Origin of the sequence: Arthrobacter sp. efr-133-TYG-118 (assembly GCF_030209755.1) — a bacterium.
Lineage (GTDB): Bacteria > Actinomycetota > Actinomycetes > Actinomycetales > Micrococcaceae > Arthrobacter.
The window spans coordinates 1-21,504 of the sequence record NZ_JARVRH010000002.1 but is presented as its reverse complement, the minus strand read 5'-3'; the positions used below and the strand labels follow the sequence as shown (position 1 = coordinate 21,504).

The 21,504-nt window shown below is 64.5% G+C and carries 24 protein-coding genes and 1 riboswitch; of the genes, 12 read left to right on the top strand and 12 right to left on the bottom strand.

The window, feature by feature from the left end; translation table 11 throughout:
• The first annotated feature begins 14 nt into the window (after positions 1–14).
• Positions 15–182: a DUF3117 domain-containing protein gene (locus QRN59_RS00940; RefSeq protein ID WP_009357720.1), complete on the top strand. Its 168-nt coding sequence runs from the start codon at positions 15–17 to the stop codon at positions 180–182.
• A 75-nt stretch (positions 183–257) separates the two neighbouring features.
• Here the strand turns inward: QRN59_RS00940 and QRN59_RS00935 are convergent, their stop codons facing one another.
• Positions 258–890 (bottom strand): O-methyltransferase, encoded by a 633-nt coding sequence (locus QRN59_RS00935; protein ID WP_028264931.1) that lies wholly within the window; start codon positions 888–890, stop codon positions 258–260.
• 259 nt (positions 891–1,149) lie between these two features.
• On the opposite strand from QRN59_RS00935, the gene sigE reads away from it, so the two are divergent.
• The 3 genes from sigE to QRN59_RS00920 are packed head-to-tail and all read left to right on the top strand — an operon-like array spanning position 1,150 to position 3,127.
• Positions 1,150–1,794 (top strand): RNA polymerase sigma factor SigE, encoded by a 645-nt coding sequence (gene sigE, locus QRN59_RS00930; protein ID WP_234748318.1) that lies wholly within the window; start codon positions 1,150–1,152, stop codon positions 1,792–1,794.
• A gap of 36 nt (positions 1,795–1,830) precedes the next feature.
• On the top strand, positions 1,831–2,712 hold the full coding sequence (locus QRN59_RS00925; protein WP_284980682.1) for a hypothetical protein: 882 nt from the start codon (positions 1,831–1,833) through the stop codon (positions 2,710–2,712).
• Between the two features lie 31 nt (positions 2,713–2,743).
• Positions 2,744–3,127 carry a twin-arginine translocase TatA/TatE family subunit gene (locus QRN59_RS00920; protein WP_059387493.1) on the top strand — a complete coding sequence of 128 codons (384 nt, stop codon included), beginning with the start codon at positions 2,744–2,746 and terminating at the stop codon, positions 3,125–3,127.
• A 3-nt stretch (positions 3,128–3,130) separates the two neighbouring features.
• Here the strand turns inward: QRN59_RS00920 and QRN59_RS00915 are convergent, their stop codons facing one another.
• The 3 genes from QRN59_RS00915 to QRN59_RS00905 are packed head-to-tail and all read right to left on the bottom strand — an operon-like array spanning position 3,131 to position 6,241.
• Complete coding sequence (locus QRN59_RS00915; RefSeq protein ID WP_284980680.1) at positions 3,131–4,258, bottom strand: Mrp/NBP35 family ATP-binding protein; 1,128 nt, start codon at positions 4,256–4,258, stop codon at positions 3,131–3,133.
• Positions 4,259–4,269: 11 nt separating this feature from the next.
• Positions 4,270–4,908, bottom strand: a complete 639-nt coding sequence (locus tag QRN59_RS00910) for a DUF1003 domain-containing protein (RefSeq protein WP_284980828.1) — start codon at positions 4,906–4,908, stop codon at positions 4,270–4,272.
• 49 nt (positions 4,909–4,957) lie between these two features.
• Positions 4,958–6,241 carry a magnesium transporter MgtE N-terminal domain-containing protein gene (locus QRN59_RS00905; RefSeq protein WP_284980679.1) on the bottom strand — a complete coding sequence of 428 codons (1,284 nt, stop codon included), beginning with the start codon at positions 6,239–6,241 and terminating at the stop codon, positions 4,958–4,960.
• 76 nt (positions 6,242–6,317) lie between these two features.
• On the opposite strand from QRN59_RS00905, the gene QRN59_RS00900 reads away from it, so the two are divergent.
• Complete coding sequence (locus QRN59_RS00900) at positions 6,318–7,163, top strand: YflT domain-containing protein (RefSeq protein ID WP_284980677.1); 846 nt, start codon at positions 6,318–6,320, stop codon at positions 7,161–7,163.
• Positions 7,164–7,248: 85 nt separating this feature from the next.
• Here QRN59_RS00900 and QRN59_RS00895 read toward each other — a convergent pair whose 3' ends face one another.
• Positions 7,249–8,832, bottom strand: a complete 1,584-nt coding sequence (locus QRN59_RS00895) for an aminopeptidase P family protein (protein WP_284980675.1) — start codon at positions 8,830–8,832, stop codon at positions 7,249–7,251.
• A gap of 80 nt (positions 8,833–8,912) precedes the next feature.
• Here QRN59_RS00895 and QRN59_RS00890 point away from each other — a divergent pair, with 80 nt between their 5' ends.
• Positions 8,913–9,758 carry a PHP domain-containing protein gene (locus QRN59_RS00890; RefSeq protein WP_284980673.1) on the top strand — a complete coding sequence of 282 codons (846 nt, stop codon included), beginning with the start codon at positions 8,913–8,915 and terminating at the stop codon, positions 9,756–9,758.
• Here the strand turns inward: QRN59_RS00890 and QRN59_RS00885 are convergent.
• The 4 genes from QRN59_RS00885 to thiE all read right to left on the bottom strand — a co-directional run bounded on the left by QRN59_RS00885 (position 9,755) and on the right by thiE (position 14,878).
• Complete coding sequence (locus QRN59_RS00885; protein ID WP_284980671.1) at positions 9,755–10,618, bottom strand: DNA-methyltransferase; 864 nt, start codon at positions 10,616–10,618, stop codon at positions 9,755–9,757. The two genes, QRN59_RS00890 and QRN59_RS00885, sit on opposite strands and share 4 nt — an antisense overlap.
• A gap of 8 nt (positions 10,619–10,626) precedes the next feature.
• Positions 10,627–12,348, bottom strand: a complete 1,722-nt coding sequence (locus QRN59_RS00880; protein WP_284980670.1) for a DEAD/DEAH box helicase — start codon at positions 12,346–12,348, stop codon at positions 10,627–10,629.
• Between the two features lie 288 nt (positions 12,349–12,636).
• Positions 12,637–14,151 carry an RNB domain-containing ribonuclease gene (locus QRN59_RS00875; protein ID WP_284980668.1) on the bottom strand — a complete coding sequence of 505 codons (1,515 nt, stop codon included), beginning with the start codon at positions 14,149–14,151 and terminating at the stop codon, positions 12,637–12,639.
• Between the two features lie 37 nt (positions 14,152–14,188).
• Positions 14,189–14,878, bottom strand: coding sequence for a thiamine phosphate synthase (gene thiE / locus QRN59_RS00870; protein ID WP_284980666.1), 690 nt, complete (start codon positions 14,876–14,878; stop codon positions 14,189–14,191).
• A gap of 26 nt (positions 14,879–14,904) precedes the next feature.
• A riboswitch (TPP riboswitch) is annotated at positions 14,905–15,024 on the top strand.
• On the opposite strand from thiE, the gene thiO reads away from it, so the two are divergent.
• From thiO to QRN59_RS00850, 4 genes are all read left to right on the top strand, one after another.
• Positions 15,016–16,326: a glycine oxidase ThiO gene (gene thiO / locus QRN59_RS00865; RefSeq protein ID WP_284980664.1), complete on the top strand. Its 1,311-nt coding sequence runs from the start codon at positions 15,016–15,018 to the stop codon at positions 16,324–16,326. (Overlaps the previous riboswitch by 9 nt.)
• Positions 16,323–16,559: a sulfur carrier protein ThiS gene (gene thiS / locus QRN59_RS00860; protein WP_269992862.1), complete on the top strand. Its 237-nt coding sequence runs from the start codon at positions 16,323–16,325 to the stop codon at positions 16,557–16,559. The genes thiO and thiS overlap by 4 nt, the downstream gene beginning before the upstream one ends.
• Before the next feature lie 3 nt (positions 16,560–16,562).
• Positions 16,563–17,369: a thiazole synthase gene (locus tag QRN59_RS00855; RefSeq protein ID WP_284980662.1), complete on the top strand. Its 807-nt coding sequence runs from the start codon at positions 16,563–16,565 to the stop codon at positions 17,367–17,369.
• Positions 17,370–17,429: 60 nt separating this feature from the next.
• A complete protein-coding gene (locus QRN59_RS00850; protein WP_284980660.1) occupies positions 17,430–17,762 on the top strand; it encodes a 4a-hydroxytetrahydrobiopterin dehydratase in 333 nt (110 codons plus the stop codon).
• A 49-nt stretch (positions 17,763–17,811) separates the two neighbouring features.
• On the opposite strand, the gene QRN59_RS00845 is transcribed toward QRN59_RS00850, so the two are convergent.
• The 3 genes from QRN59_RS00845 to QRN59_RS00835 are packed head-to-tail and all read right to left on the bottom strand — an operon-like array spanning position 17,812 to position 19,082.
• On the bottom strand, positions 17,812–18,114 hold the full coding sequence (locus tag QRN59_RS00845) for a hypothetical protein (protein WP_284980658.1): 303 nt from the start codon (positions 18,112–18,114) through the stop codon (positions 17,812–17,814).
• A 36-nt stretch (positions 18,115–18,150) separates the two neighbouring features.
• Entirely contained in the window at positions 18,151–18,375 is a 225-nt protein-coding gene (locus QRN59_RS00840) for a DUF3107 domain-containing protein (RefSeq protein ID WP_059387503.1), read from the bottom strand.
• Positions 18,376–18,425: 50 nt separating this feature from the next.
• Positions 18,426–19,082: a TetR/AcrR family transcriptional regulator gene (locus tag QRN59_RS00835; RefSeq protein ID WP_502871003.1), complete on the bottom strand. Its 657-nt coding sequence runs from the start codon at positions 19,080–19,082 to the stop codon at positions 18,426–18,428.
• A gap of 85 nt (positions 19,083–19,167) precedes the next feature.
• Here QRN59_RS00835 and moeB point away from each other — a divergent pair, with 85 nt between their 5' ends.
• Entirely contained in the window at positions 19,168–20,379 is a 1,212-nt protein-coding gene (gene moeB / locus QRN59_RS00830) for a molybdopterin-synthase adenylyltransferase MoeB (RefSeq protein WP_284980657.1), read from the top strand.
• 48 nt (positions 20,380–20,427) lie between these two features.
• Positions 20,428–21,420, top strand: a complete 993-nt coding sequence (locus QRN59_RS00825; protein ID WP_284980655.1) for an SDR family NAD(P)-dependent oxidoreductase — start codon at positions 20,428–20,430, stop codon at positions 21,418–21,420.
• Positions 21,421–21,504: the final 84 nt, after the last annotated feature.

Below are 21,504 nucleotides of genomic sequence, written 5' to 3'. Positions count from 1 at the left end.
AGGGGATTTTCCTAATGGCGGCTATGAAACCACGTACTGGCGACGGCCCTATGGAAGTAACCAAAGAGGGCCGCAGCCTGATCATGCGTGTGCCGCTCGAAGGCGGAGGACGGCTGGTGGTCGAGCTCAACGCAGCAGAGGCGGCGAACCTCAAGGAATGCCTCGTAGGCGTTACCGAATAGATTCACTGGGCAGGGCCCGGCAGAAGAGCCGGCGCCCTGCTTTCATGTTTAAGCCTGAAAGCGATGGCTGGCCGACTACTTCTTTACCGCCACCAGCAAGCCGTCACCGGTGGGAAGCATCGCCGAAGAGAGCCGCTCGTCGTCGCGGATGGCCTTGCCGATCTGTCGCAACACGACGGTGGTGCTGTCCCTAGCAGCCGGGTTGGAAACCTTGTCCTTGTCCAGGGCGTCATTGATGACCAGTGTTCCACCCGACTTGAGCAGCCGGATGGCTTGCTCAACGTAACCGGGAAAGTTGGGTTTGTCGGCGTCGATGAACACGAGATCGTAAGCGGAGTCGGTGAGGCGCGGCAAGACATCGGCTGCACGGCCTGAGATGGTCCGGGTCCGGTTTGCCGGACTGCCGGATTCCAGGAAGGCCTCTCGGGCGGCCTTGAGGTGCTCGACGTCTACGTCGATAGTGGTCAGGACAGCCTGGGGACTGAGGCCGCGCAGCAGGCACACGCCTGAGACGCCTGCCCCGGAGCCGACCTCTACAACAGTCTGTGCCTTCGACGCCGCGGCCAGGACTGTCAGGACGGCGCCGACGCCGGGGCTCACAGGAGTAACGCCCAGCTCGAAGGAGCGTTCACGGGCGCGAAGCAACACGTCGTCCTCGGCAGGCAGATCTTCTGCATAGGACCAGCTGGTTGACTTGTCGGCACTCATGGGGGTTCGCTTTCCAGGCAGAGGGGTATTGCTTCCAGACTACTGGCTACGGGCCGCCCGGCCCGGACGCCTGCGGCCCGCAATTCTGTGTCTTCCCGCGTGTCCTCGGCACGATGTTCGCTCTGCGGGAAAAGCCTGCCTGTGATCAGCAAAATCTCAGGCAAGACTGGGATGATATATATCCAGCCATCCAAGCGAGGGCCGGCAACGAACTCCTGAGTGACCGGCAGGATGACAAACAGTTTGAGGGGAGCGGACGATGCGGGCATCAAGTGCTGCGCCAGTCCAGACAACGGCAGCAGTCCTGGGTTCCACAGACACGGCCCCTCCGGCCGAGGAATGGGTCAGGCCAAGCTGGGAGGAAGTGGTGGAGAATCACTCCGCCAAGGTCTTCCGCCTTGCCTACCGGCTCACTGGAAACAAGTTCGACGCCGAGGACCTCACCCAGGAAGTCTTCGTCAGGGTCTTCCGTTCGCTCGAAAACTTCAAGCCAGGCACACTCGACGGCTGGTTGCACCGCATCACCACCAACCTCTTCCTTGACCAGGCCCGTCGGAAGAGCCGCATACGCTTCGATGCCTTGGCCGAAGACGCCGAATCCCGGCTGCCCGGGCATGAACCCGGTCCCGAGCAGAGCTTCGAGCTGAACAACCTCGATCTCGACGTCCAGCGCGCCTTGGAGGAACTCCCCCCGGACTTTCGCGCCGCCGTCGTGCTTTGCGATCTTGAAGGCCTCTCCTACGACGAAGTTGCCGAAGCACTTGACGTAAAACTGGGGACCGTCAGGTCCCGCATCCACCGCGGACGGACAATGCTCCGTGAAAAGCTGGCGCACCGGGATCCGCGTCCAGTCCAAGCCCGCAAGCCCCGGCTCAAGATGCCGCGCATCGCCGGTCTCCTTTAGTCGCCGATGGGTTTGCTGAAAGGACGACGCGGTGCTTTGACTCGGGGAAATATCCGGCACAGCCGCGCCCCGGGCCACCTGCAGGAATGCTCTGAATGCCACGCCGCGGTACTGCGGGAACGCCAATACCTTGAACGGCTTCGCAGTGCCGCCGTACCCGAGGCCAGCCAGGATTTCACCAACAGGCTGATCGAACACACCCAGCGGTTGGCGCAATCCGATTTTCCGGAGCGCCCTGCGCCTCAGCGAAGCGTGTGGCACGGCATCCGGCTTGCCAGCGCCGCGGCCGGCGGACTCGCCGTGAGTGCCGGAATCCTGGCGGTTGCAGCCTATGCGGTCGGCGGTGAAGTTGCGCCGCAGGCATCCAACCGCGGAGAGCAGGAAGTCCGGACCCTGGTCAGTTCAACCGTGCCCGGAAAAGCCGGAGAGCAACTCCCCGTGACAGGTTCGCAGTTGAGCCTGCCCGTCAGCGTAGCCGGGACGGTGAGCCTGAGCGAGCAGCAGTTGTCCGAACTGCGGAGAGACGGCTGGGCATGTCCCGAGATGGCAAGCATGGGATACCACGTGGTTTCCGCCCGGGCATTGATGCAGGACGGGCACCCCGCCGTCGAGCTGCACCTCAGCGACGGTGACCACCACGCCACCCTGGTGGAGCAGCACTTGGAGGGCAGCGGCGCTTCGGGGACCCAACTCTCCATCACCCAGGGGGCCCCATGGCAAGCCGTCTACTCCTCGCCGGTGGCCGTGCTGCGTTATTCCTCCGACATGCCTGCCAACCAGGCTGCGGGGGCAGTTCCTGAGCTCGTGCAGGCGGGCGATTCGCTGGTGGTTGCCCGGCCCGCCGAAATCAGTGCGGAGACCTGGAATGAACGGCTGCAACGGGGACTCCATGCCCTGGCGGGCCTTGCGGGTTTCTGAGCGGACCAACGGACAAGGTAATCTTCGATACGTGTTTGGAATCAATGGCTCGGAGTTTCTCATCCTGCTGATCATCGGCGTCATCGTGATCGGTCCCAGCCGTTTGCCTGAATACACGCGGAAGCTGACGAATCTGGTCAAGGAACTGCGGCGCATGGCGTCCGGTGCCCGTGAACAGATCAAGGAAGAAGTCGGCATCGACATCGATGAAGTCGACTGGAAGAAGTATGACCCGCGCCAGTACGATCCGCGCCGGATCATCAAGGAAGCGCTGCTCGACGACGACACGAAGCCCGTCAGCGATGGTGCGCCTGTCGCTGTTGCTGCCGTGGACACCCCGACGAAAGCTCCCGAGCGGGTTGTTGAACGGCTTTCCGTCGGTGAAAAGGCGCCCTTCGACGCTGAGGCCACCTAAGAGCTATTTCGGCTGGATCCCGAGGGACATTCCGGCCAGGCCGCGCGGCTTGGCGTTGAGTTTGTCCGCGATGCCTTGAAGTGCCTGTGCGGCGGCCGTCTCCGGAGCCGTCAACACTACGGGCCGGCCAGCGTCTCCGCCTTCGCGCAGACGGATGTCCAAGGGGATCTGTCCCAACAGCGGAACGTCGGTTCCGACGGCGGCGCTCAACCGCTCAGCCAGCACCCGCCCGCCGCCGCTTCCGAACAATTCCATCCTGCCGCCGTCGGGCATCTCCAGGAAGGACATGTTCTCCACGACTCCCGCAAGCTTCTGGCCGGTCTGCGTTGCGATGGTTCCGGCCCTCTCGGCAACATCCGCTGCCGCGGCCTGCGGGGTGGTCACCACGAGGATTTCAGCGTTGGGAAGCAACTGCGCCACTGAGATGGCGATGTCGCCGGTGCCTGGCGGAAGATCCAGGAACAGGGCATCCAGATCGCCGAAATAGACGTCCGTAAGGAATTGTTCCAGTGCACGATGGAGCATGGGGCCCCGCCAGGCCACCGCCTTGTTTCCGGAAACAAACATTCCAATGGAGATCACCTTCACGCCGAAGGCCACGGGCGGAAGGATCATGTCGTCCACCCGTGTGGGCTGCTGCGTGATTCCCATGAGCGCCGGGACGGAGAAACCGTGGACATCAGCGTCGACGATTCCCACGCGCAGGCCCTGCGCAGCAAGGGCACACGCAAGGTTGACGGTGACCGAGGACTTTCCTACACCGCCCTTGCCGCTGGCCACTGCGAAGACCTTGGTCAGGGAGCCGGGCTCGTTGAAGGGGATTCCGCGTTGTCCGCTGGCACCCCGCAGCCGTTCCTTGAGGGCGTCGCGTTGCGGCTGCGTCATCACCTTGAGCTCGACCTCGACGCCCGTCACGCCCGGAACCCTCGCAAGGGCAGCGGTGGCGTCGGCCGTGATCGTCTCACGCAGGGGGCAGCCGGCGATGGTCAGCAGCACCGCAACCCGGACGGTTCCGTCCGGACTGGCCTCTACCGAATCCAGCATCCCCAACTCCGTGATGGGACGGCGGAGTTCGGGATCGATGACGGTTGCCAAGGCAGCGTTGAGGGCCTCGACAGATGGTGTGCTCATGGCTTGGATGTTCAGCTTTCAGGCTGGGCGGGGGAACCGGGGCTCGGCGAGGTGCCGACTGTTGAGAGTCCGGATTCTGCTTGGGTGGCGCTGGAATGCGCAGGGTGGATTTTCGGGATCTGCTGTGTACGGGGACTACGCTGTTTGTCGCGCTTGTCCTTGGCTTTGTCTTTGGCTTTCTCGCCATTGTTCGAGCCATCGCGATTGTTCGTGCCCATCTCTTCCTGAGCTTCGAGCAGATCCGACAGCAGCGAGCGGAGTTCGGCACGCACGTAGTCCCTGGTAGCGACCTCGCGCAGGACGATACGAAGAGCCGCGACCTCACGGGTCAGGTATTCGGTGTCCGCCAGATTGCGCTCGTCACGGGCGCGGTCCTGCTCGATTGTCACGCGGTCCCGGTCGTCCTGGCGGTTCTGGGCCAACAGGATCAGGGGCGCAGCGTAGGAGGCCTGCGTGGAGAAGAAAAGATTGAGGAGGATGAACGGGTAGGGATCCCATTGGAAGCCGAACAAGCCAACAACATTGAACGCGATCCAGACGATCACGAAGATCGTCATGTAGAACAGGAAATTCGCCGTACCCATGTAGCGGGCGAAGCGTTCGGCAAATCGGCCGAAGGCATCGGGATCGCTGCCGAAATTCGGCAACATGCGGGAACGCAGCTCGAGCGGGGTGTCCAGCCCCCCGCTGGTGGGCTTCTCAGCCAATTCGGCCTCCTAGTTTCCTGATCGGGGCTCCGTCTTCGTGGGTTCGCCAGTCGTCCGGGAGCAAATGGTCTAGGAGGTCGTCAACAGTCACCGCCCCTACCAGGCGACCGGCGCTATTCACGACCGGGAGGGAGTTGAGGTTGTAGGAGGCCATGGTGTGGCTGACCTCGCTGACGCTGGCGTGGTCGGAGACCGGCTCGAGGTTCTTGTCCACGATGCTGCCCAGCTGTTCGGGCGGGGCGCTGCGGAGCAATTGCTGGATATGCACGACGCCGAGGAAACGTCCCGTGGGGGTCTCCAGCGGCGGGCGGCAGATAAAGATGGCCGAGGCCAGGGCGGGGGAGAGCTCCTCGCTGCGCACATGGGCAAGCGCTTCAGCGACCGTAGCTTCCGGGGGCAGGATGACGGGGACCGGGGTCATGAGGCCGCCGGCAGTGTCTTCGTCGTACTGCAGAAGCCTGCGGACGTCGTCAGCCTCGTCTGGCTCCATCAGGAGCAGCAGTTCCTCGGCCTTCGCGGAAGGCAGGTCTGCCAACAGGTCTGCGGCGTCGTCCGGGTCCATCTCTTCCAGTACGTCGGCTGCGCGTTCGTTGTCCAAGGCGGACAGGAGGGTTACCTGGTCCTCTTCCGGCAATTCCTGGAGCACGTCGGCGAGGCGTTCGTCCTGGAGCTCGCTGGCCACTTCGATCCGTCGCTTGTCCGACATCTCCTGGAGTGCGTCCGCAAAGTCGGCCGGTTTGAGGTCCTCGTGCGTGGCAACGAAGTGGCTTGCGCCCTGGGGATCGTTCTCGGAGCCCTGCAGTGTCTCCGCCCAGTCCACCAGCAGGGTGTGACCGCGGCGCAGCCCCCGAAGCCTGGAGGTAGACGTGCCGCGTCGAATGAAAAGTTTGGACACCAGCCAGTCACCGTTGCGCTGCTGATCCATGGCGATGTCTTCGATGATGGCGTCGCCGCTGCCGTCCTTGAGTGTCACCTTGCGGTCAAACAGCTCGCCGACCACCAGCTGCTCGGCACCGCGTTGCTGGAAGCGACGCAGATTGACCAGGCCGGTGCAGATGATCTGGCTCTGGTCCATGGACGTCAGCCTCGTCATGGGAACGAAGACGCGCTTCTTGCCCGGAACTTCGACGACGATACCCACTGCGTGCGGGGCCCCGCGCAAGCCGCGGGAGAGCACCACGACGTCGCGCAGCCGGCCCAGGCGATCGCCCAGGGGGTCGAAAACGTCGAGGCCGAGCAAGCGCGCAACAAAGATGCGTGAAGGATTTGTGCTCACCCTTACAGGCTACCGAGTCTGCTCTCTTTTAGCTGAATTTCAGCCGGTTCACATGTGTATGGGACAGAATGGGGGTATGGCGAACATTTTCGGTGCCCCTAAGGCCACGGAGGAATCCCGCAGCGTCCCCAAGGGCGACACCGTGGGCTCTTACACTTCCTATCTCGATGCCCAGAAGGCGGTGGATTATCTTGCCGACCAGCAGTTCCCCGTCCAGCATGTCTCCATTGTCGGAAACGACCTCAAAATGGTGGAGCGGGTAACGGGACGGCTCAGTTACCCTCGGGTCGCTTTGTCCGGCGCTCTGAGCGGTATGTGGTTCGGACTGTTCGTGGGCGTCATGCTTTCGTTCTTTACCCCGGCCGGTGGCCCCTTCTCGATCGTGACGTCGGTTCTCATGGGTGCGGCATTCTTCATGCTCTTCGGGATCGTCACCTACGCTGCTCAGCGCGGGAAGCGGGACTTCACCTCCACCAGCCAGGTAGTGGCAACGAACTATGACGTCATTGTCGCGCTTGAGGCATCCCACGAAGCCCGCCGTCTCCTTCACCAGTTGCCGATGAATCCTTCCGAGGCAGCCTTCGGCCGGCCGCCGCAGGCATACACGCCGCAGGACTACCGGAACCCGCCGGTCCATCCGAATGCACCACAGGGCCCGGCTCCGGAACGTCCAGCGTCCTGGCAGGACCCCTATGGCCAGCGTGGACCCGAAGCCGGACAAGGAACGGCCGGCGAGCCCGCCCAGCCTGTTGCGGACGCCCCGGCCCCAGCCGCGACCGCAACCCCGGCCGCGGCCGCGCGGCCGACCGCCGGCGTTCGCTACCCGGATCTTCCGGACGGACGGCCGCAGTACGGTGTGCGAGTGAACGAACCCGGAACCGGCGAGCAAGCAGCCAACGGTGAGGATCCGGCCAAGCAGTAAAAGTTCCTATCGCCGGGAATGAGCAAAAGAGGAGGGCTACCGGATCAACATTCCGGTAGCCCTCCTCTTGCGATTGGCTCAGTGGTTACGCTTCGGCGTCCTGGTAGATGCCCGCCATCCAGGACTCGACGTCGTCGGCCTTGCGGGGGAGAGCGGCGCTGAGGTTGACCGGACCGTCTGTCGTCATCAGGATGTCGTCCTCGATCCGGACGCCGATTCCGCGGTATGCCTCCGGAATGGCGAGGTCCTCGTTCTTGAAGTAGAGCCCGGGTTCGATGGTGAACACCATGCCCTCGGTGAGTACGCCGTCCAGGTAGAGATCACGCTTGGCCTGGGCACAGTCGTGGACGTCCAGGCCAAGGTGGTGGCTGGTACCGTGCGGCATCCAGCGGCGGTGCTGCTGGCCTTCGGCACTGATGGCTTCCTCCACGGAGACCGGCAGCAGTCCCCACTCGGCAAGCCGTTCGGCGAGGACGGTGGTGGCGGCGGTGTGGATGTCGCGGAACTTCGCGCCCGGCCGGGCTGCCGCGAATCCGGCGTCCGCGGCGTCAAGGACGGCTTCATAGACCTTGCGCTGGACGTCCGAGAACTTTCCGTTGGCGGGAATGGTGCGCGTGACGTCGGCGGTGTAGAGGGAATCGGCCTCCACACCGGCGTCGAGCAGCACGAGTTCCCCGGCGTTGACCTTGCCCGTGTTCCGGGTCCAGTGGAGCACCGTGGCGTTGTTTCCGGCAGCCGCGATGGTGTCGTAGCCGAGCTCGTTCCCTTCTTCACGGGCACGCGCGAAGAAGGCGCCTTCGATGACGCGTTCGCCGCGGTGGTGGGTCATGGCGCGCGGGAGGGCGCGGACGACGTCGGCGAAACCCTCCACGGTCGCGGACACGGCGATCTTCATTTGCTCGATCTCCCAGGCGTCCTTGAGCAAGCGCAGCTCGGAGAGCGCCTCGCTGAGCAGTTCGTCGAGGGCATCGAGTTCGCCGAGGTCGAGGTTTTCCGGATCCTTGGCTGTGTTGTAGCGGGCGGTGTCCACGAGGGCATCGATGTTTTCGTCGACCTTACGGACGAGGCGGATGGAGATGCCACCGATTTCCGGGGCACCTACGTTCTTCGTGATGGCCATCTCGAGTTCGTCGAGGTGCGCCGTCCTGAGCCCGAGGCGCGCTTCGAATTCGGCGAGCGTCGGGCGCGCGCCGATCCAGAACTCACCGGAACGCGAGTCGGCGTAGAACTGTTCCGTGTCCCGGCCGGCCAGCGGACGGAAGTAGAGCGTCGCGAGGTGGTTGCCGCCGTCGTCGCCGGTTCCTTCCTCGACAGGTTCCAGGACCAGCACGGCATCGGGCTCGTGGTCCAGGCCCAAGCCCGTGAGGTGGGCAAAGCCGGAGTGGGGGCGGAAGCGGTAGTCGCAATCGTTCGAGCGGACCTTGAGCGGGCCTGCCGGTAGGACGAGGCGTAGGCCCGCGAACTTGTCGGAGATGGCCCGACGACGCGTGGCGGCATGGTCTGCGACGGCGTCACGCGCAGGGGTCACCTGCGGCGCTGGCGCCCAATTGCTGGCCATGAACGCCTTGAAGGCATCGGATGTGGGCCGCTGGGAGCGGTTGTTGACGCGCTCCTCCAGGGGCTGGGAGGCTGTGGCTTCACCGTTTTGGGTGTTATCTGCATCGTTCACCGTCCAATAGTCCCATCAAGGCCGATACTAGGCCAGCGGCGCAACGGTCCAAGCCGTCCCTCATCAAATACGCTTGGAAAGTGAAGATCGACCTGCACGCGCACTCCAATGTTTCCGACGGGACCGAGGCTCCCGCGGGAGTGATCGCTTCCGCATCTGCTGCGGGTCTGGATGTGGTGGCCTTGACCGACCACGACTCCACTGACGGATGGGAGCAGGCCTCCGTCGCCGCCTTGGAATTCGGGGTGGCTTTCGTGCCGGGGATGGAGATTTCGTGCCGGACCCGGGAGGGGATCAGCGTCCATCTGCTGAGCTACCTCCATGATCCCGGACACCCAGGCCTGCTCGAGGAAATCACCAAAGCGAAAGACGCGAGGCTCACCCGCGCAAAAAGGATGGTCACGCTCTTGGCCGAGGATTACCCCTTGAGCTGGGACGATGTGATCCATCATGTGGCTCCCGGTGCCACTGTGGGCCGGCCCCACATCGCCGACGCCCTCGTGGCGGCCGGTGCGGTGGCGAGCCGCTCCGAGGCGTTCACGGCGATCCTGACTTCGCACTCGCGCTATTTCGTGCAGCACTACGCCCCGGACCCGGCGCTCGCCGTCGAGCTCGTCCGGTCCGCCGGCGGTGTCCCGGTCTTCGCACATCCGGTGGCCTCGGCCCGCGGCCGGGTGGTCGGCGAACGGACCTACCGGGAAATGATTGACGCCGGCCTCCTGGGGCTGGAAGTGGAGCACCGCGACAACCCGGAGGAAGGCCGTGTGTTCTTGCGCCGCCTGGCTGCCGAACACGGTTTGTTCATGACCGGTTCGTCCGACTATCACGGAACCGGCAAGCCCAATCTGCTCGGGGAGAACCTGACGGCCCCCGATGTCCTGGCCCGCATCGAGGAGCTGGGCACGGGGAGTGCAGTGGTCCGCTAGTTGGGGTAGAAAGCGGCCTTGCCGTCCAGGCGCTTCCGCATCACTTCGATGGCCGGGGCGTTCTGGTCCACGCACACGAACTTGCGCTCGAGTTTCGCCGCGACTGAACCGAGCGTTCCAGAGCCTGCGAAGAAGTCGAGGCACCAGTCTCCTGGCCGGCTCGACGCGGTGACGATCCGCCGGACCAGGCCTTCCGGCTTTTGCGTCGGGTAGCCGGTTTTTTCCCGGCCGGTCGGGGAAACGATGGTGTGCCACCAAACGTCCGTGGGAAGCTTCCCAAGTTCCCTCTTGGCCGGCGTCACGAGGCCCGGTGCCATGTACGGCTCACGGTCAACCTCGGCGTTGTCGAAGTGGTACTTCGCGGGGTTCTTGACGTACACAAGGATGTTGTCGTGTTTGGTGGGCCAGCGGTTCTTGGCACGTGCGCCGTAGTCGTAGGCCCAGATGATCTCGTTCAGGAAACACTCCCGGCCGAAGATCGAGTCCAGCATGACCTTGGCGTAGTGCACCTCGCGGTAGTCCAGATGCAGGTACAGGGTGCCGTCGTCGGCGAGCAGTCGCCAGGCCTCCACGAGCCGGGGTTCCAGGAAAGACCAGTAGTCGCTGAAAGCGTCGTCGTAGCTGTGCAGGGCGCCCTTGATGGTGTCATAGGAGCGTCCCTTGAAGCCGACGCGGTCGCCGTCGCCGTCGGCGTTGCGGACCATGCGCGTTTCCTGGCGGCTCTGGACCCGGCCCGTGTTAAAGGGCGGGTCCACGTAAATCAGTGTGAAGGCGCCGTCCGGCAGCGTCGGGAGGAAATCCGCGTTGTCCGCGTGAACCACCAAATTGCTGCCGTCCGGCGCCCAAACAGTGTCAGTCATTGAGGCCGTTAAGCCTCGGTGCTCTCGCCGGATGCACCGGAAGCGGACACCACTTCGCCGTTGCGGCGGCGGGTGCGGGATCGGCGTGCGCGGGACGGCTTGTCCGCGCCCTCGCCGGACTGTGCCTGCCCGGATTGGGGCTCGGCAGACTGAACTGAACCTTCAGCGGGGGCTGCGTCGCCTTCGGAAGGACGACGGCGGCGGGTGCGGCTGCGTCCGCCCTCACCGTCTCCTTCGCGGGACGGAGCGTCGCCTGACTTGGGACCGCGGCGTGCCCCTTCACGGCCACCATCACGCCCGCCGTCGCGGCCCGTGCGTCCACGCCCGGAATCGCCGCCGGAGCGGGAGTTCTTCTTGCCGGTCTCGCCCAGGTCTTCCAGGACCTCAGCGTCGACGCCCGCGAGGGTGCGCTTGTCGCGGGGCAGGCGGCCCTTGGTGCCCGCGGGGATGTCGAGTTCCTCGAAAAGGTGCGGCGATGAGGAGTAGGTTTCGACGGGCTCCGGGTAGCTCAGGCCCAGCGCCTTGTTGATCAGGCCCCAGCGCGGCATGTCGTCCCAATCGACGAACGTCACGGCCGTGCCCTTGTTGCCTGCGCGGCCGGTGCGGCCAACGCGGTGCAAGTAGATCTTTTCGTCTTCGACGCACTGGTAGTTGATCACGTGCGTGACGTCATCGACGTCGATGCCGCGGGCCGCGACGTCGGTCGCCACGAGGACGTCCACCTTGTTGTTGCGGAAGGCACGGAGTGCCTGCTCGCGGGCGCCCTGGCCCAGGTCACCGTGGATGGCGGCGGCCGCGAAGCCGCGGTCCACGAGTTCCTCGGCAACCTTGGCTGCGGTGCGCTTGGTCTTGGTGAAGATGATGGTCCGGCCGCGGCCGCGGGCCTGCAGGATGCGGGCGACGACCTCGACCTTGTCCATGCTGTGGGCCCGGTAGATGAGCTGCCGGATGTCGCGCTTGGTCAGGCCTTCGTCGTCCGGGTCGGCGGCACGGATGTGCGTGGGCTGCGTCATGTAGCGGCGAGCCATGGCGATGACCGGGCCAGGCATGGTGGCGGAGAAGAGCAGGGTCTGGCGGACGGCGGGTGTGCCGGCAATCAGGGTCTCGACGTCCGGAAGGAAACCGAGGTCAAGCATCTCGTCTGCTTCGTCGAGAATCACCATGCGAACGTTCTTGAGGTTCAGGTGCTTCTGCTTATAGAGGTCGATCAAACGGCCGGGCGTACCGACAACAACCTCGACGCCCTTTTGCAGGGCTTCGATCTGGGGCTCGTAGGCGCGGCCGCCATAGATGGTGGCAATGCGGGCGTTACGCTTCCGGGATGCCGTCTGCAGGTCGTTGGCAACCTGAACAGCGAGTTCGCGGGTCGGAACAATCACGAGGGCCTGGGGTGCACCCGGGACAGCGAGCTTGTCGTGGCCGGCGTCGTCCGGTCCGACGACGCGCTGCAGCGCCGGAATGCCGAAGCCGAGGGTCTTTCCGGTACCGGTCTTGGCCTGGCCGATGATGTCGTGACCGCCCAGGGCGACCGGGAGGGTCATGGCCTGGATGGGAAACGGGTGGGTGATTCCGGCGTCGGCGAGGGATTCAACGATGTCGGCGCGGACGTTGTAGTCGGCGAAGGTCTTTTCTGCGATCTCGTGGGGTGTTTCGTCCGAGGAAATGGTCTCCTCGGGTTCGATCGTTTCGGTTCCGTCTGTCAGAACTTCATGGGTGTGCAATTCACTCACAGTGGAGTTTTCCTTATTCATTTGGGCTGCGCTGCGTGCTCAACGGTTGTGGCAGGGCCGTTCCGGAGCACGGATGGGCGCAAGCAAATCCAGTGGAAGCCGATCGCGGGCTATCTAAATACTGGCACTGGGGACCAGCTGGTGTATCTCAAGATCGCGTAGGGGCGGGCTTGTTGATGTCAAAAAATTAACTGAATCAACGACCGGGCATCCATTACTACTCACCCAGTCTAGCGTCTGGGGGCGATAATCCCCGGATCGCGGCCCCGGGCCTGCGGATGGAGTCCGCTACGGGAGCAGTTCGAAGGTGATTTGGCGGGTGGCAATGTCCGTGTCGAGCAGTTTCACGCGCACCTTCGTGCCCGACTCCATTTCGCCGTCGCAACGGGCGGTGACCGCGGGCTCGGCGATCTGGACGATGCCGTAAGGGCCGTGCGGGGCTCCGTTCCCATTCCCATTGCCGTTGTTGCCGTTGGTGCTGTTGCCGTTGCCGTTTCCGTTGTTCTTGGCGGGTTTCGATCCGGAAATCACGACGGCGTCGAATTCCTGTCCGATGTGGTTGACAAGGAGCGCTGCCTCCACGGTGTCCAGGGCCAGGCGCTCCATTTTGGCGGCAAGCTGGTCGGATGACGCCATGATCTCGGGCAGGCTCGGCAAAGCATGCCGGGCCCATGCAGGGATCTCTGTTCCAGTGCTCAGTGCTTCGCAGATGACCAGCACAAAACGATCGACAAGCCGGCGCAACGGCGCGGTGGTGTGGGCATACGGTGCCCCGATGGCTGACTGCATGACGCTGCCCGGCACCTCGCCGTCGAACGGCGTATAGCCGGCACCACGGAAAAGCAGCCCAGCTGAATGGAGGATGGCGAGTTGCCGGGGGTCCTTTGCGTCGAGGGTCCGCAGGTACTCTCCATAGCTGGTCCCCTCGGTCCAGGGCTTCCCGAGTGCCCCCGTTTGCCGTTTGAAATGGAGCAGCGAGCGCTCGTCGGGGGCGGGCATGGTACGCAGGATTCCCACTTTGCCGTCGAGCATCAACTGGGCGGCGGCCATCCCGGTCATGAGCGAAATCTGGGCGTTCCAATCCTCCACCGGCAGCGAGGGTGCCGCGACGATCCTGTACCCCTCGCCGTCGGGCAGTTGGACGATTTCCTGCTCAGGCATGTTCAGGCTTGCCCCGCCGCGGCGGCGTTCGAGTTCCACCCGTTTGAGCCCGACTTCCTTGAGCAGCTGGAGGACGGGATCTGCCGTTCCGGAATCGATTTCCCCCTGCACGCCCTTGTAGTTGAGCTTGGCGCGGCTCCGTACGCTTGCCCGACGCACGGAGACGGTGCGGAACTCCGCCTCGGCATCGAGTTCGAAGTCCCACACGAACGCGCCGCACGTCTGGCCGGCCAGCAAGCTCCCGGCATGCTCGCTGATGATCTCGGGGTGCAGCGGTATGCGGCCGTCCGGGGCATAGTACGTTTGCCCGCGGTGGCGGGTCTCGGCGTCGAGCGCGCCTCCCGGGGGCACAAAGGAGGGCACATCGGAGATGGCGTAGAGAACCCTGTAACCATCGCCGGACCGGTCAATGAAGAGGGCCTGGTCGAGATCCGTGGAAGAGGCGGGGTCGATCGTGATGAACGGAACGTCCGTGAAGTCCTGCGCCGGCAGGGTGTGTCCGGAAACCGCGGCTTCGGCGTCCCGCAGCGCTTCAGCGGGATAACCTGCGGGCAGCTCGAGTTCAGTCCGAAGCGCCGCCAGCGCTTCCGCGAGCTGGTTCGACGTTTCACTGACATTCGGGGCTAACCGCTGATGTGACACGAAAGTCAGGGTAACTCCAAAATCTTCCGGCGTCTCGCTAGGCCGCCGCTGCGTCCAAGGCAGCCAGGAGTGCCCGGGCTGCCGCCGTCGGATCCTCCGCCTCAGTGATTGCGCGGACCACCACGATGCGGCTGGCGCCGGCCTGCACTACTGCTTCCACGTTGCTGAGATCGATGCCGCCGATCCCAAACCAGGGGAGCACAACCCCGCCGACGGTCTCTTCGTCTGCCTGCTTCACCGCGTTGGCGGCGTACTTCACTAGATCGAGCCCGACGGCGGAACGTCCCGGCTTGGTGGGCGTGGCCCACACGGGCCCGACGCAGAAGTAGTCCAGGCCGCTGCGGCCAGGCGACGCCGCGATGGCTGCGTCAATCTGATCCGGCGTGTGCGTGGAGAGGCCGATGATGGTGCGGTCGTGGAGCAGCTTCCGGGCCGAGCGCAGCGGAATGTCCTTTTGGCCGATATGGAACACCGGTGCGCTGGAGAGGGACGCCACGTCCGCGCGGTCGTTGACTGCCCAGAGACGGCCGTGACGGTGCGCCACGGATTGCAGGATCTCCAGGAGCTCCAGTTCCTCGGCCGCCTCAATCGTCTTGTCACGCAGCTGGATGATGTCCACGCCGCCCTCGAATGCGGCATCGACAAACTGCTCAAAATCACCCTGTTGCTTCCGGGCGTCGGTGCAGAGGTACAGGCGGGCGGTGGTGTGGACATCGTGCGGGGTCATGGAAACAGAGTAGTTCCTCTAAACTGGGCTGGTACCGCGGGAGCCGCGGCGGCAGTCACAATCGCCGCGCGGCTGAGAGGGCTTCAGCGCCGACCGCTTGACCTGATCCGGCTAGTACCGGCGTAGGGAAGGACTCCATGGACGAAGTAAATACCCAACACGGACCCCTGCACGCAGATGTGGCGGTGGTCGGAGGCGGTGTCATTGGCCTCGGCATCGCGTGGGAAGCCCGCCGGGCCGGCCGCTCGGTTGCCTTGATAGATCCCGCACCGGCCAGCGGCGCCACCTTCGCGGCGGCGGGCATGTTGGCGCCCGTCAGCGAACTGCATTACCAGGAAGAGGACCTCCTGGAGCTCATGCTCGAATCGTCGGCATTGTGGCCGGACTTCGAACGCAATGTGACCGGCTCAAGCACCGGACGCAGCACGGGTTACCGTACGACGCCGACCCTCGCCGTCGGCGCGGACGCTGCGGACCGCCGGGCGCTCGCCGACCTCCGGGATGTCCAGCTGGCCAACGGCCTGGCGGTGGAATCCGTGCCGCTGCGCGAGGCCCGGGAGCGTGAGCCGCTGTTGAGCCCGCAGATTTCGTGTGCCTTCGACATCCCCGGCGACCACCAAGTGGATCCGCGCCGGCTTTCCGCTGCGATTCTAGGCGCGCTCGCAGACCACCAGCCCGGCGATTCCAGCTGGATTGCGGGGGCCGAGGGCGGTTTTGCGGTCCAGGATACCGCGGCAGGCCTCCTGTGGGAGGACGGGCGCGTCGTCGGGGTTCTGCTGGACTCTGGCATCGAAGTGCTCGCCACCGAAACAGTGGTTGCCAACGGACTGGATGCCGCCCGCTTGAACGGCCTGCCGGATGGATTGTCGCTCCCGTTGCGTCCGGTGTACGGAGACATACTGCGGCTGCGCGTCCCGGAGCACCTGCGACCCCTTGTCACCGCCACGGTCCGCGGAATGGTGCGCGGAGTGCCCGTCTACATCGTCCCCCGCGACGACGGGACCGTGGTGATCGGCGCGACGCAACGCGAAGACGGCTTGTCGGCGTCCGGGGGATCGGCCAACCCGGTGTCAGCCGGCGGGGTGTACCAGTTGCTCCGCGACGCCCAGGTACTTGTCCCGGCTGTGGCCGAACTGGAACTCCTGGAAACGACTGCGCGGGCGCGTCCGGGCACACCGGACAACGCACCGCTGCTGGGCCGGGTGAAAGGTGACGAAAGGGAAGGAACCGTGCCCGGCCTCATCGTAGCCAGCGGCTTCTTCCGCCATGGCGTGCTCCTCACCCCGGCAGCGGCGAAAATCTGCGTCGGACTCATGGATGGCACCGTCGATCCCCGGTGGAACAAATTCCGTCCGGACCGCTTCTCCCGCCCGCATGCAGCGGCACGGGCCTCAACAGGCGGCCCATCTGCCGATTCCTCAAATCCCCTTCCGAAGGACCACGCATGAACATCAAATTGAACGGCGCAGACCACACACTGAGTGACGACGCGTCCGTCACCACCCTCGTCAGCCACATCACCGGACGGGTTGTGGACTCCAGCGGCCAGGCGGCCGACGGACGCAAGATCGGCGTCGCCGTCGCACGCAATTCCGAAGTGGTGCCGCGCAGCCAGTGGGCTGCCACCGCGCTCGCAGAGGGCGACGAACTCGAAATCGTTACCGCAGTACAAGGAGGCTGAACGATGACCACAGCAAGCACCCAAGCAGCAAGCACCCGAACCGACGCGCTGGTGATCGACGGTGTCGAGTTCGGCTCGCGCCTCATCATGGGGACCGGCGGAGCCCCGAGCCTGGACGGCCTGGGGGCAGCCTTGCTGGCTTCCGGCACCGAACTCACCACCGTTGCCATGCGGAGGTACTCCCCGACGGAAACAGGTTCGTTGTTCCAGTTGCTCGTGGACCATGGCATCCGTGTCCTGCCCAACACCGCCGGCTGTTTTACTGCCAAGGACGCTGTCATGACAGCCGAGCTTGCCCGGGAGGCCTTGGAAACGGATTGGGTGAAGCTCGAAGTCATTGCCGACGAACAGACCCTGCTGCCTGATGCCGTGGAGCTCGTGGATGCAACGGAGAAACTCGTCGACCGCGGCTTCAAGGTCTTCGCCTACACCAACGACGACCCCGTGCTGGCGCTTCGCCTGGAAAACCTCGGAGCCACAGCGGTGATGCCCCTGGGCGCGCCTATCGGCACCGGCCTGGGCATCCTGAATCCGCACAACATCGAGCTGATTGTGTCCCGCGCTTCGGTGCCGGTAGTACTCGACGCCGGCATCGGCACCGCGTCCGACGCCGCACTCGCCATGGAGCTCGGCTGCGACGCCGTGCTTCTGGCCACCGCGGTGACCCGCGCGCAGAACCCGGTGCAGATGGGCGAGGCCTTCAAACATGCGGTCATCGCCGGTAGGCTGGCGAAGCAGGCAGGCCGCATCCCGCGCCGGGAACACGCACTGGCCTCCTCGGCGATGGAAGGCCGGGCCGAGTTCCTTTAGCGGCCAACGCCGGCCGCTTCGGGGATTCCTGCGAATTCCACGTCAGCGAAGGAGCGCCCCATGGCCGGCAAAGATGACATCCTCACCAGGTCCGCGATCGACGACGCGCTGGCGGCGTTGCCGGACTGGCGGTACCGCCTGGGCGGCCTCGTCACCGTCTACAAATGCCCGACGTCGGCCGCCGCACTGGAGCTGATCGCCGCCGTCGGGCGCATCGCCGAGCAGCAGAACCACCACCCGGACCTGGACTGGCGGTACAACCGGGTGTTCATCCGCTACACCTCCCATGACGCCGGGAGCGAGGTGACCCCTCGAGACATCCGGGCGGCCACGAGCGCCAGCGAAGCAGCCGCGGAAGCCGGGGCAGTGGCCGAACCCGAAGCCACGCCATGAGCCGGATTTGTAGCTAGAGCCGCAAGGCTCGCTAGAGTCGCAGCTCCAGCTAGAGTCGCAGGGCCGCAGTCAGCTGGGCGGTGTTGTGCCGGGTCCGATGGCGGCCCAGGAAGAAGGAGGCCACCGCGGCAGCCAAGGTACCCAGAATGATGGGCAGCACCCACGGGATCCACGTCACGCCAGGCTGGTAGCCAAAGCCAAGTTGGATGAAGATCATCCAACTCAGCATGGCGACGGCCACTGAAACGCCGGCGGGCAGGGTGATTCCGTACGTGCCACGGTGTTTGTCAGTTCCCCAGACGATGAAGCCTGAGGCGATGGTGGCTAGCGCCACGATGACAAGTGAGAGCATGCGGACTCCTGGCTCGCTGGTGTTCTTGCGTCTTGCTTAGAGGGCGCCGAAGCCGACCCGGCGAACTTCCTCGGCGCCGATCTCCACGTATCCGAGGACGTTGCCGGGAACGATGACCTGGCGGCCCTTTTCGTCGGTCAGGCGCAGGTCCGTGCCATTGGCGATGGCCTCGCTCACGATCTTGGCAACAGCCTCGGCATCGAGAGCGGACTCAAGCGCGATCTCACGGCCAACATTCTGAATGCCGATCTTTACTTCCACAGCGGGGCCTCCCAGCCAATCAAGAAATTACTCAGTCCTCTATTTGTAGTCTAGGACTCTTTCGGGAAGCGACTGATTCCGCGCCAAGCTAAACGGTAGATCAGGTCGCTGGCAACATCGAGGTCCAAATCGCCGTCGGTTTCGAGCCAATACCGGGCGCTGACCTGCGCCATTCCGGCCAGGCCGCGGCCCAGCAGTTGGGCCTCCAGCGGGGGCAGCTTGGTGTCTTCGGCGATGACCTTGGCGACGGCGTCGGCGAAGGTGCGGTTGAAAGTCTCCAGTCGGGAGCTGACGTCGGGGTCATTGATGAGATCGGATTCGAAGACGAGCCGGTGCGCTTGGTCATCGCCCGCGATGAAACGGTAGTAGGCACGCATGACGGCCTGGACGCGTTCCTTGTTGTCCGATGTCGAGTTCAGCGCCGTGAGCATCTGGTCCGTGAGCATGGCCAGGTGGCTGTCGAGGAGGGCCATGTAAAGCTCCCGCTTGGACGGGAAGTGTTGGTACAGCACCGGCTTGCTGACATGGGCGGTCTCGGCGATTTCGTCCATCGCTGCACCATGGAAGCCGTTGGCAACGAAGACTTCCAAGGCAGCGTTCAGGAGCTGGGCCCGGCGCTCATCGCGTGGCAGCCTCGCCGATCGCGGGGAACCGGTCCGATCTTGCCTGACCTGCGCCTCCTGTTTGGTACGTGCACTCTCAGCCACTTGTCTGCCGCCTTTCCTTTGCAGTTATGACCACAATACTGCGCAGTAATATGACCGGGCGGCAGCGGCAGGCATACTTTGGAGTATGGCCACTATTTTTGCTGCCCAAACGTTGCCGTCTTCTCCTTCTTCCGCACTGCCGCCACTCGTGGAACCGGCCGCGGAACTGACCACCGAAGAGGTGGAACGGTACTCGCGCCACCTCATTATTCCCGAAATCGGAGCGGCCGGTCAGCGCCGGCTCAAGAACGCAAAAGTCCTCGTGATCGGGGCCGGCGGACTGGGCTCTCCCGCCCTGCTGTACCTCGCTGCCGCCGGGGTGGGGACGCTCGGAATTGTGGATGACGACGACGTCGACCTCAGCAACCTGCAACGCCAGATCATCCACGGCGTGGGCGATGTCGGACGGCCGAAGATCGAATCGGCCCGTGACGCCATCCAGGAACTCAATCCGCTGGTCAACGTGCAACTGCACAACGTCCGCCTGGACTCCTCCAATGCATTGGAGATTTTCTCCGGCTACGACCTCATCCTGGATGGCGCAGACAATTTCGCCACCCGTTACCTAGTCAACGATGCTGCCGCGATTCTCGGCAAACCGTACGTGTGGGGATCCATTTTCCGCTTCGACGGCCAGGTCAGCGTGTTCTGGGAGAAGCATGGCCCCAGCTACCGCGATCTCTATCCCGAGGCCCCACCTGCCGGCTCGGTCCCGTCCTGCGGCGAGGGCGGCGTGTTCGGCATGCTGTGCGCCGCTGTCGGCTCGCTCATGGTGACGGAGGCAGTCAAGCTGATCACCGGCGTCGGGCGCTCCATGCTGGGACGCGTGGCGCTCTTCGACGCGCTCGGCGGAAGCTGGCGCGAAATCAAGGTTTCGAAAGACCCTGAGGCCGAGCCGATCACCGAATTGACCGACTACGAAGCTTTCTGTGGCATCACCCCGGCGCCTGCAGGCGATTCGGTTCCGACCGTCACGGCCACCGAACTTTCCGGGATGCTAGAGGCCCGCGCGGCGGGGGAACGCGACTTTGAACTGGTGGACGTCCGCGAGATCGGTGAACACGAGATTGTGAACATCGACGGTTCGGTGCTGATCCCGCAGGGACGCATCCTGGCGGGAGAGGCCTGGACGGAATTGCCGCAGGACAAGGAGATCGTGTTCCACTGCAAGGGCGGCACCCGGTCCGCTGCGGTGCTCGCCGCCGCGCAGCGCGCCGGTTACACCCGGGTCAGCCACCTCGACGGCGGGATCCTGGCGTGGGTGCGCGACGTCGAGCCCGGCAAACCGGTCTACTGAACCCACTGTGCTTTTGAAACTGTGCTGGTGAACACGAAAGGTCCCGATATGAGCGAGGAATCCATGGCCACACCGCAACACCCCATCGGATCCGGTTTCGGCCACGGATCCACGGCATCGGACGTTGTGGCGGGAGTGGATCTCCGCGGTAAGACGGCAATTGTCACGGGTGGCTATTCCGGGCTTGGTTTGGAAACGGTGAGGGCCTTGTCCTCCGCGGGAGCCGCAGTCACGGTTCCCGCCCGGCGTCCCGAACACGCCAAGGAAGTCCTCGCCGCGGCAGGCCTGGCACCGGAGCAAGTGACCGTGGAAACCTTGGATCTGGCCGACCAGGAAGCAGTGAAGGATTTCGCGGCACGCTTCCTGGCATCGAACCCCACGCTGGACATACTGATCAACAACGCGGCCATCATGGCCAGCCCGGAACAACGCGTGGGTCCGGGCTGGGAATCCCAATTCGCCACCAACCACCTGGGACACTTCACGCTTCTCAACACGTTGTGGCCCGCGCTGGCAGCTTCCGGTTCGGCCCGCGTCGTGTCCTTGTCCTCCACCGGGCACAAACTCTCGCCCATCCGTTTCGAGGACATCAATTTCGAGAACGGTTACGACAAATGGAAGGCCTACGGCCAGGCAAAGACGGCCAACGCGCTGTTCGCCGTCGAGCTGGACCGCCTCGGCCGCTCCTCTGGGGTACGGGCCTTCGCAGTTCACCCTGGTGGCATCATGACCGAGCTCCAGCGCTACCTGCCCCGCGAAGAGATGGTCGCCGCGGGTTGGATGGACGACGCGGGCAATGTCCGGGAGGGTTTCAAGACTCCGGAGCAGGGTGCCGCCACCTCCACGTGGGCAGCCACGTCCCTTGCCCTGGCCGGCATGGGCGGGGTGTATTGCGAAGACTGCGACATCGCCAAGCCCACGGACCCGGCCTCGCCGCTCGCCCGGTACCAGGGAGTGGATGCGCACGCAGTGGATCCGGAAGCCGCAATAAGGCTGTGGGCTGTGTCTGCCGAAATGACGGGCGTCAACGCCTTCGCCTAGGATTCGCGAGTCACCACAGAGGGACATGCTCATTCTTGGTCATTGCCGCTGGACATAATCCTGTTATGTCCAGTCCTGGTGATC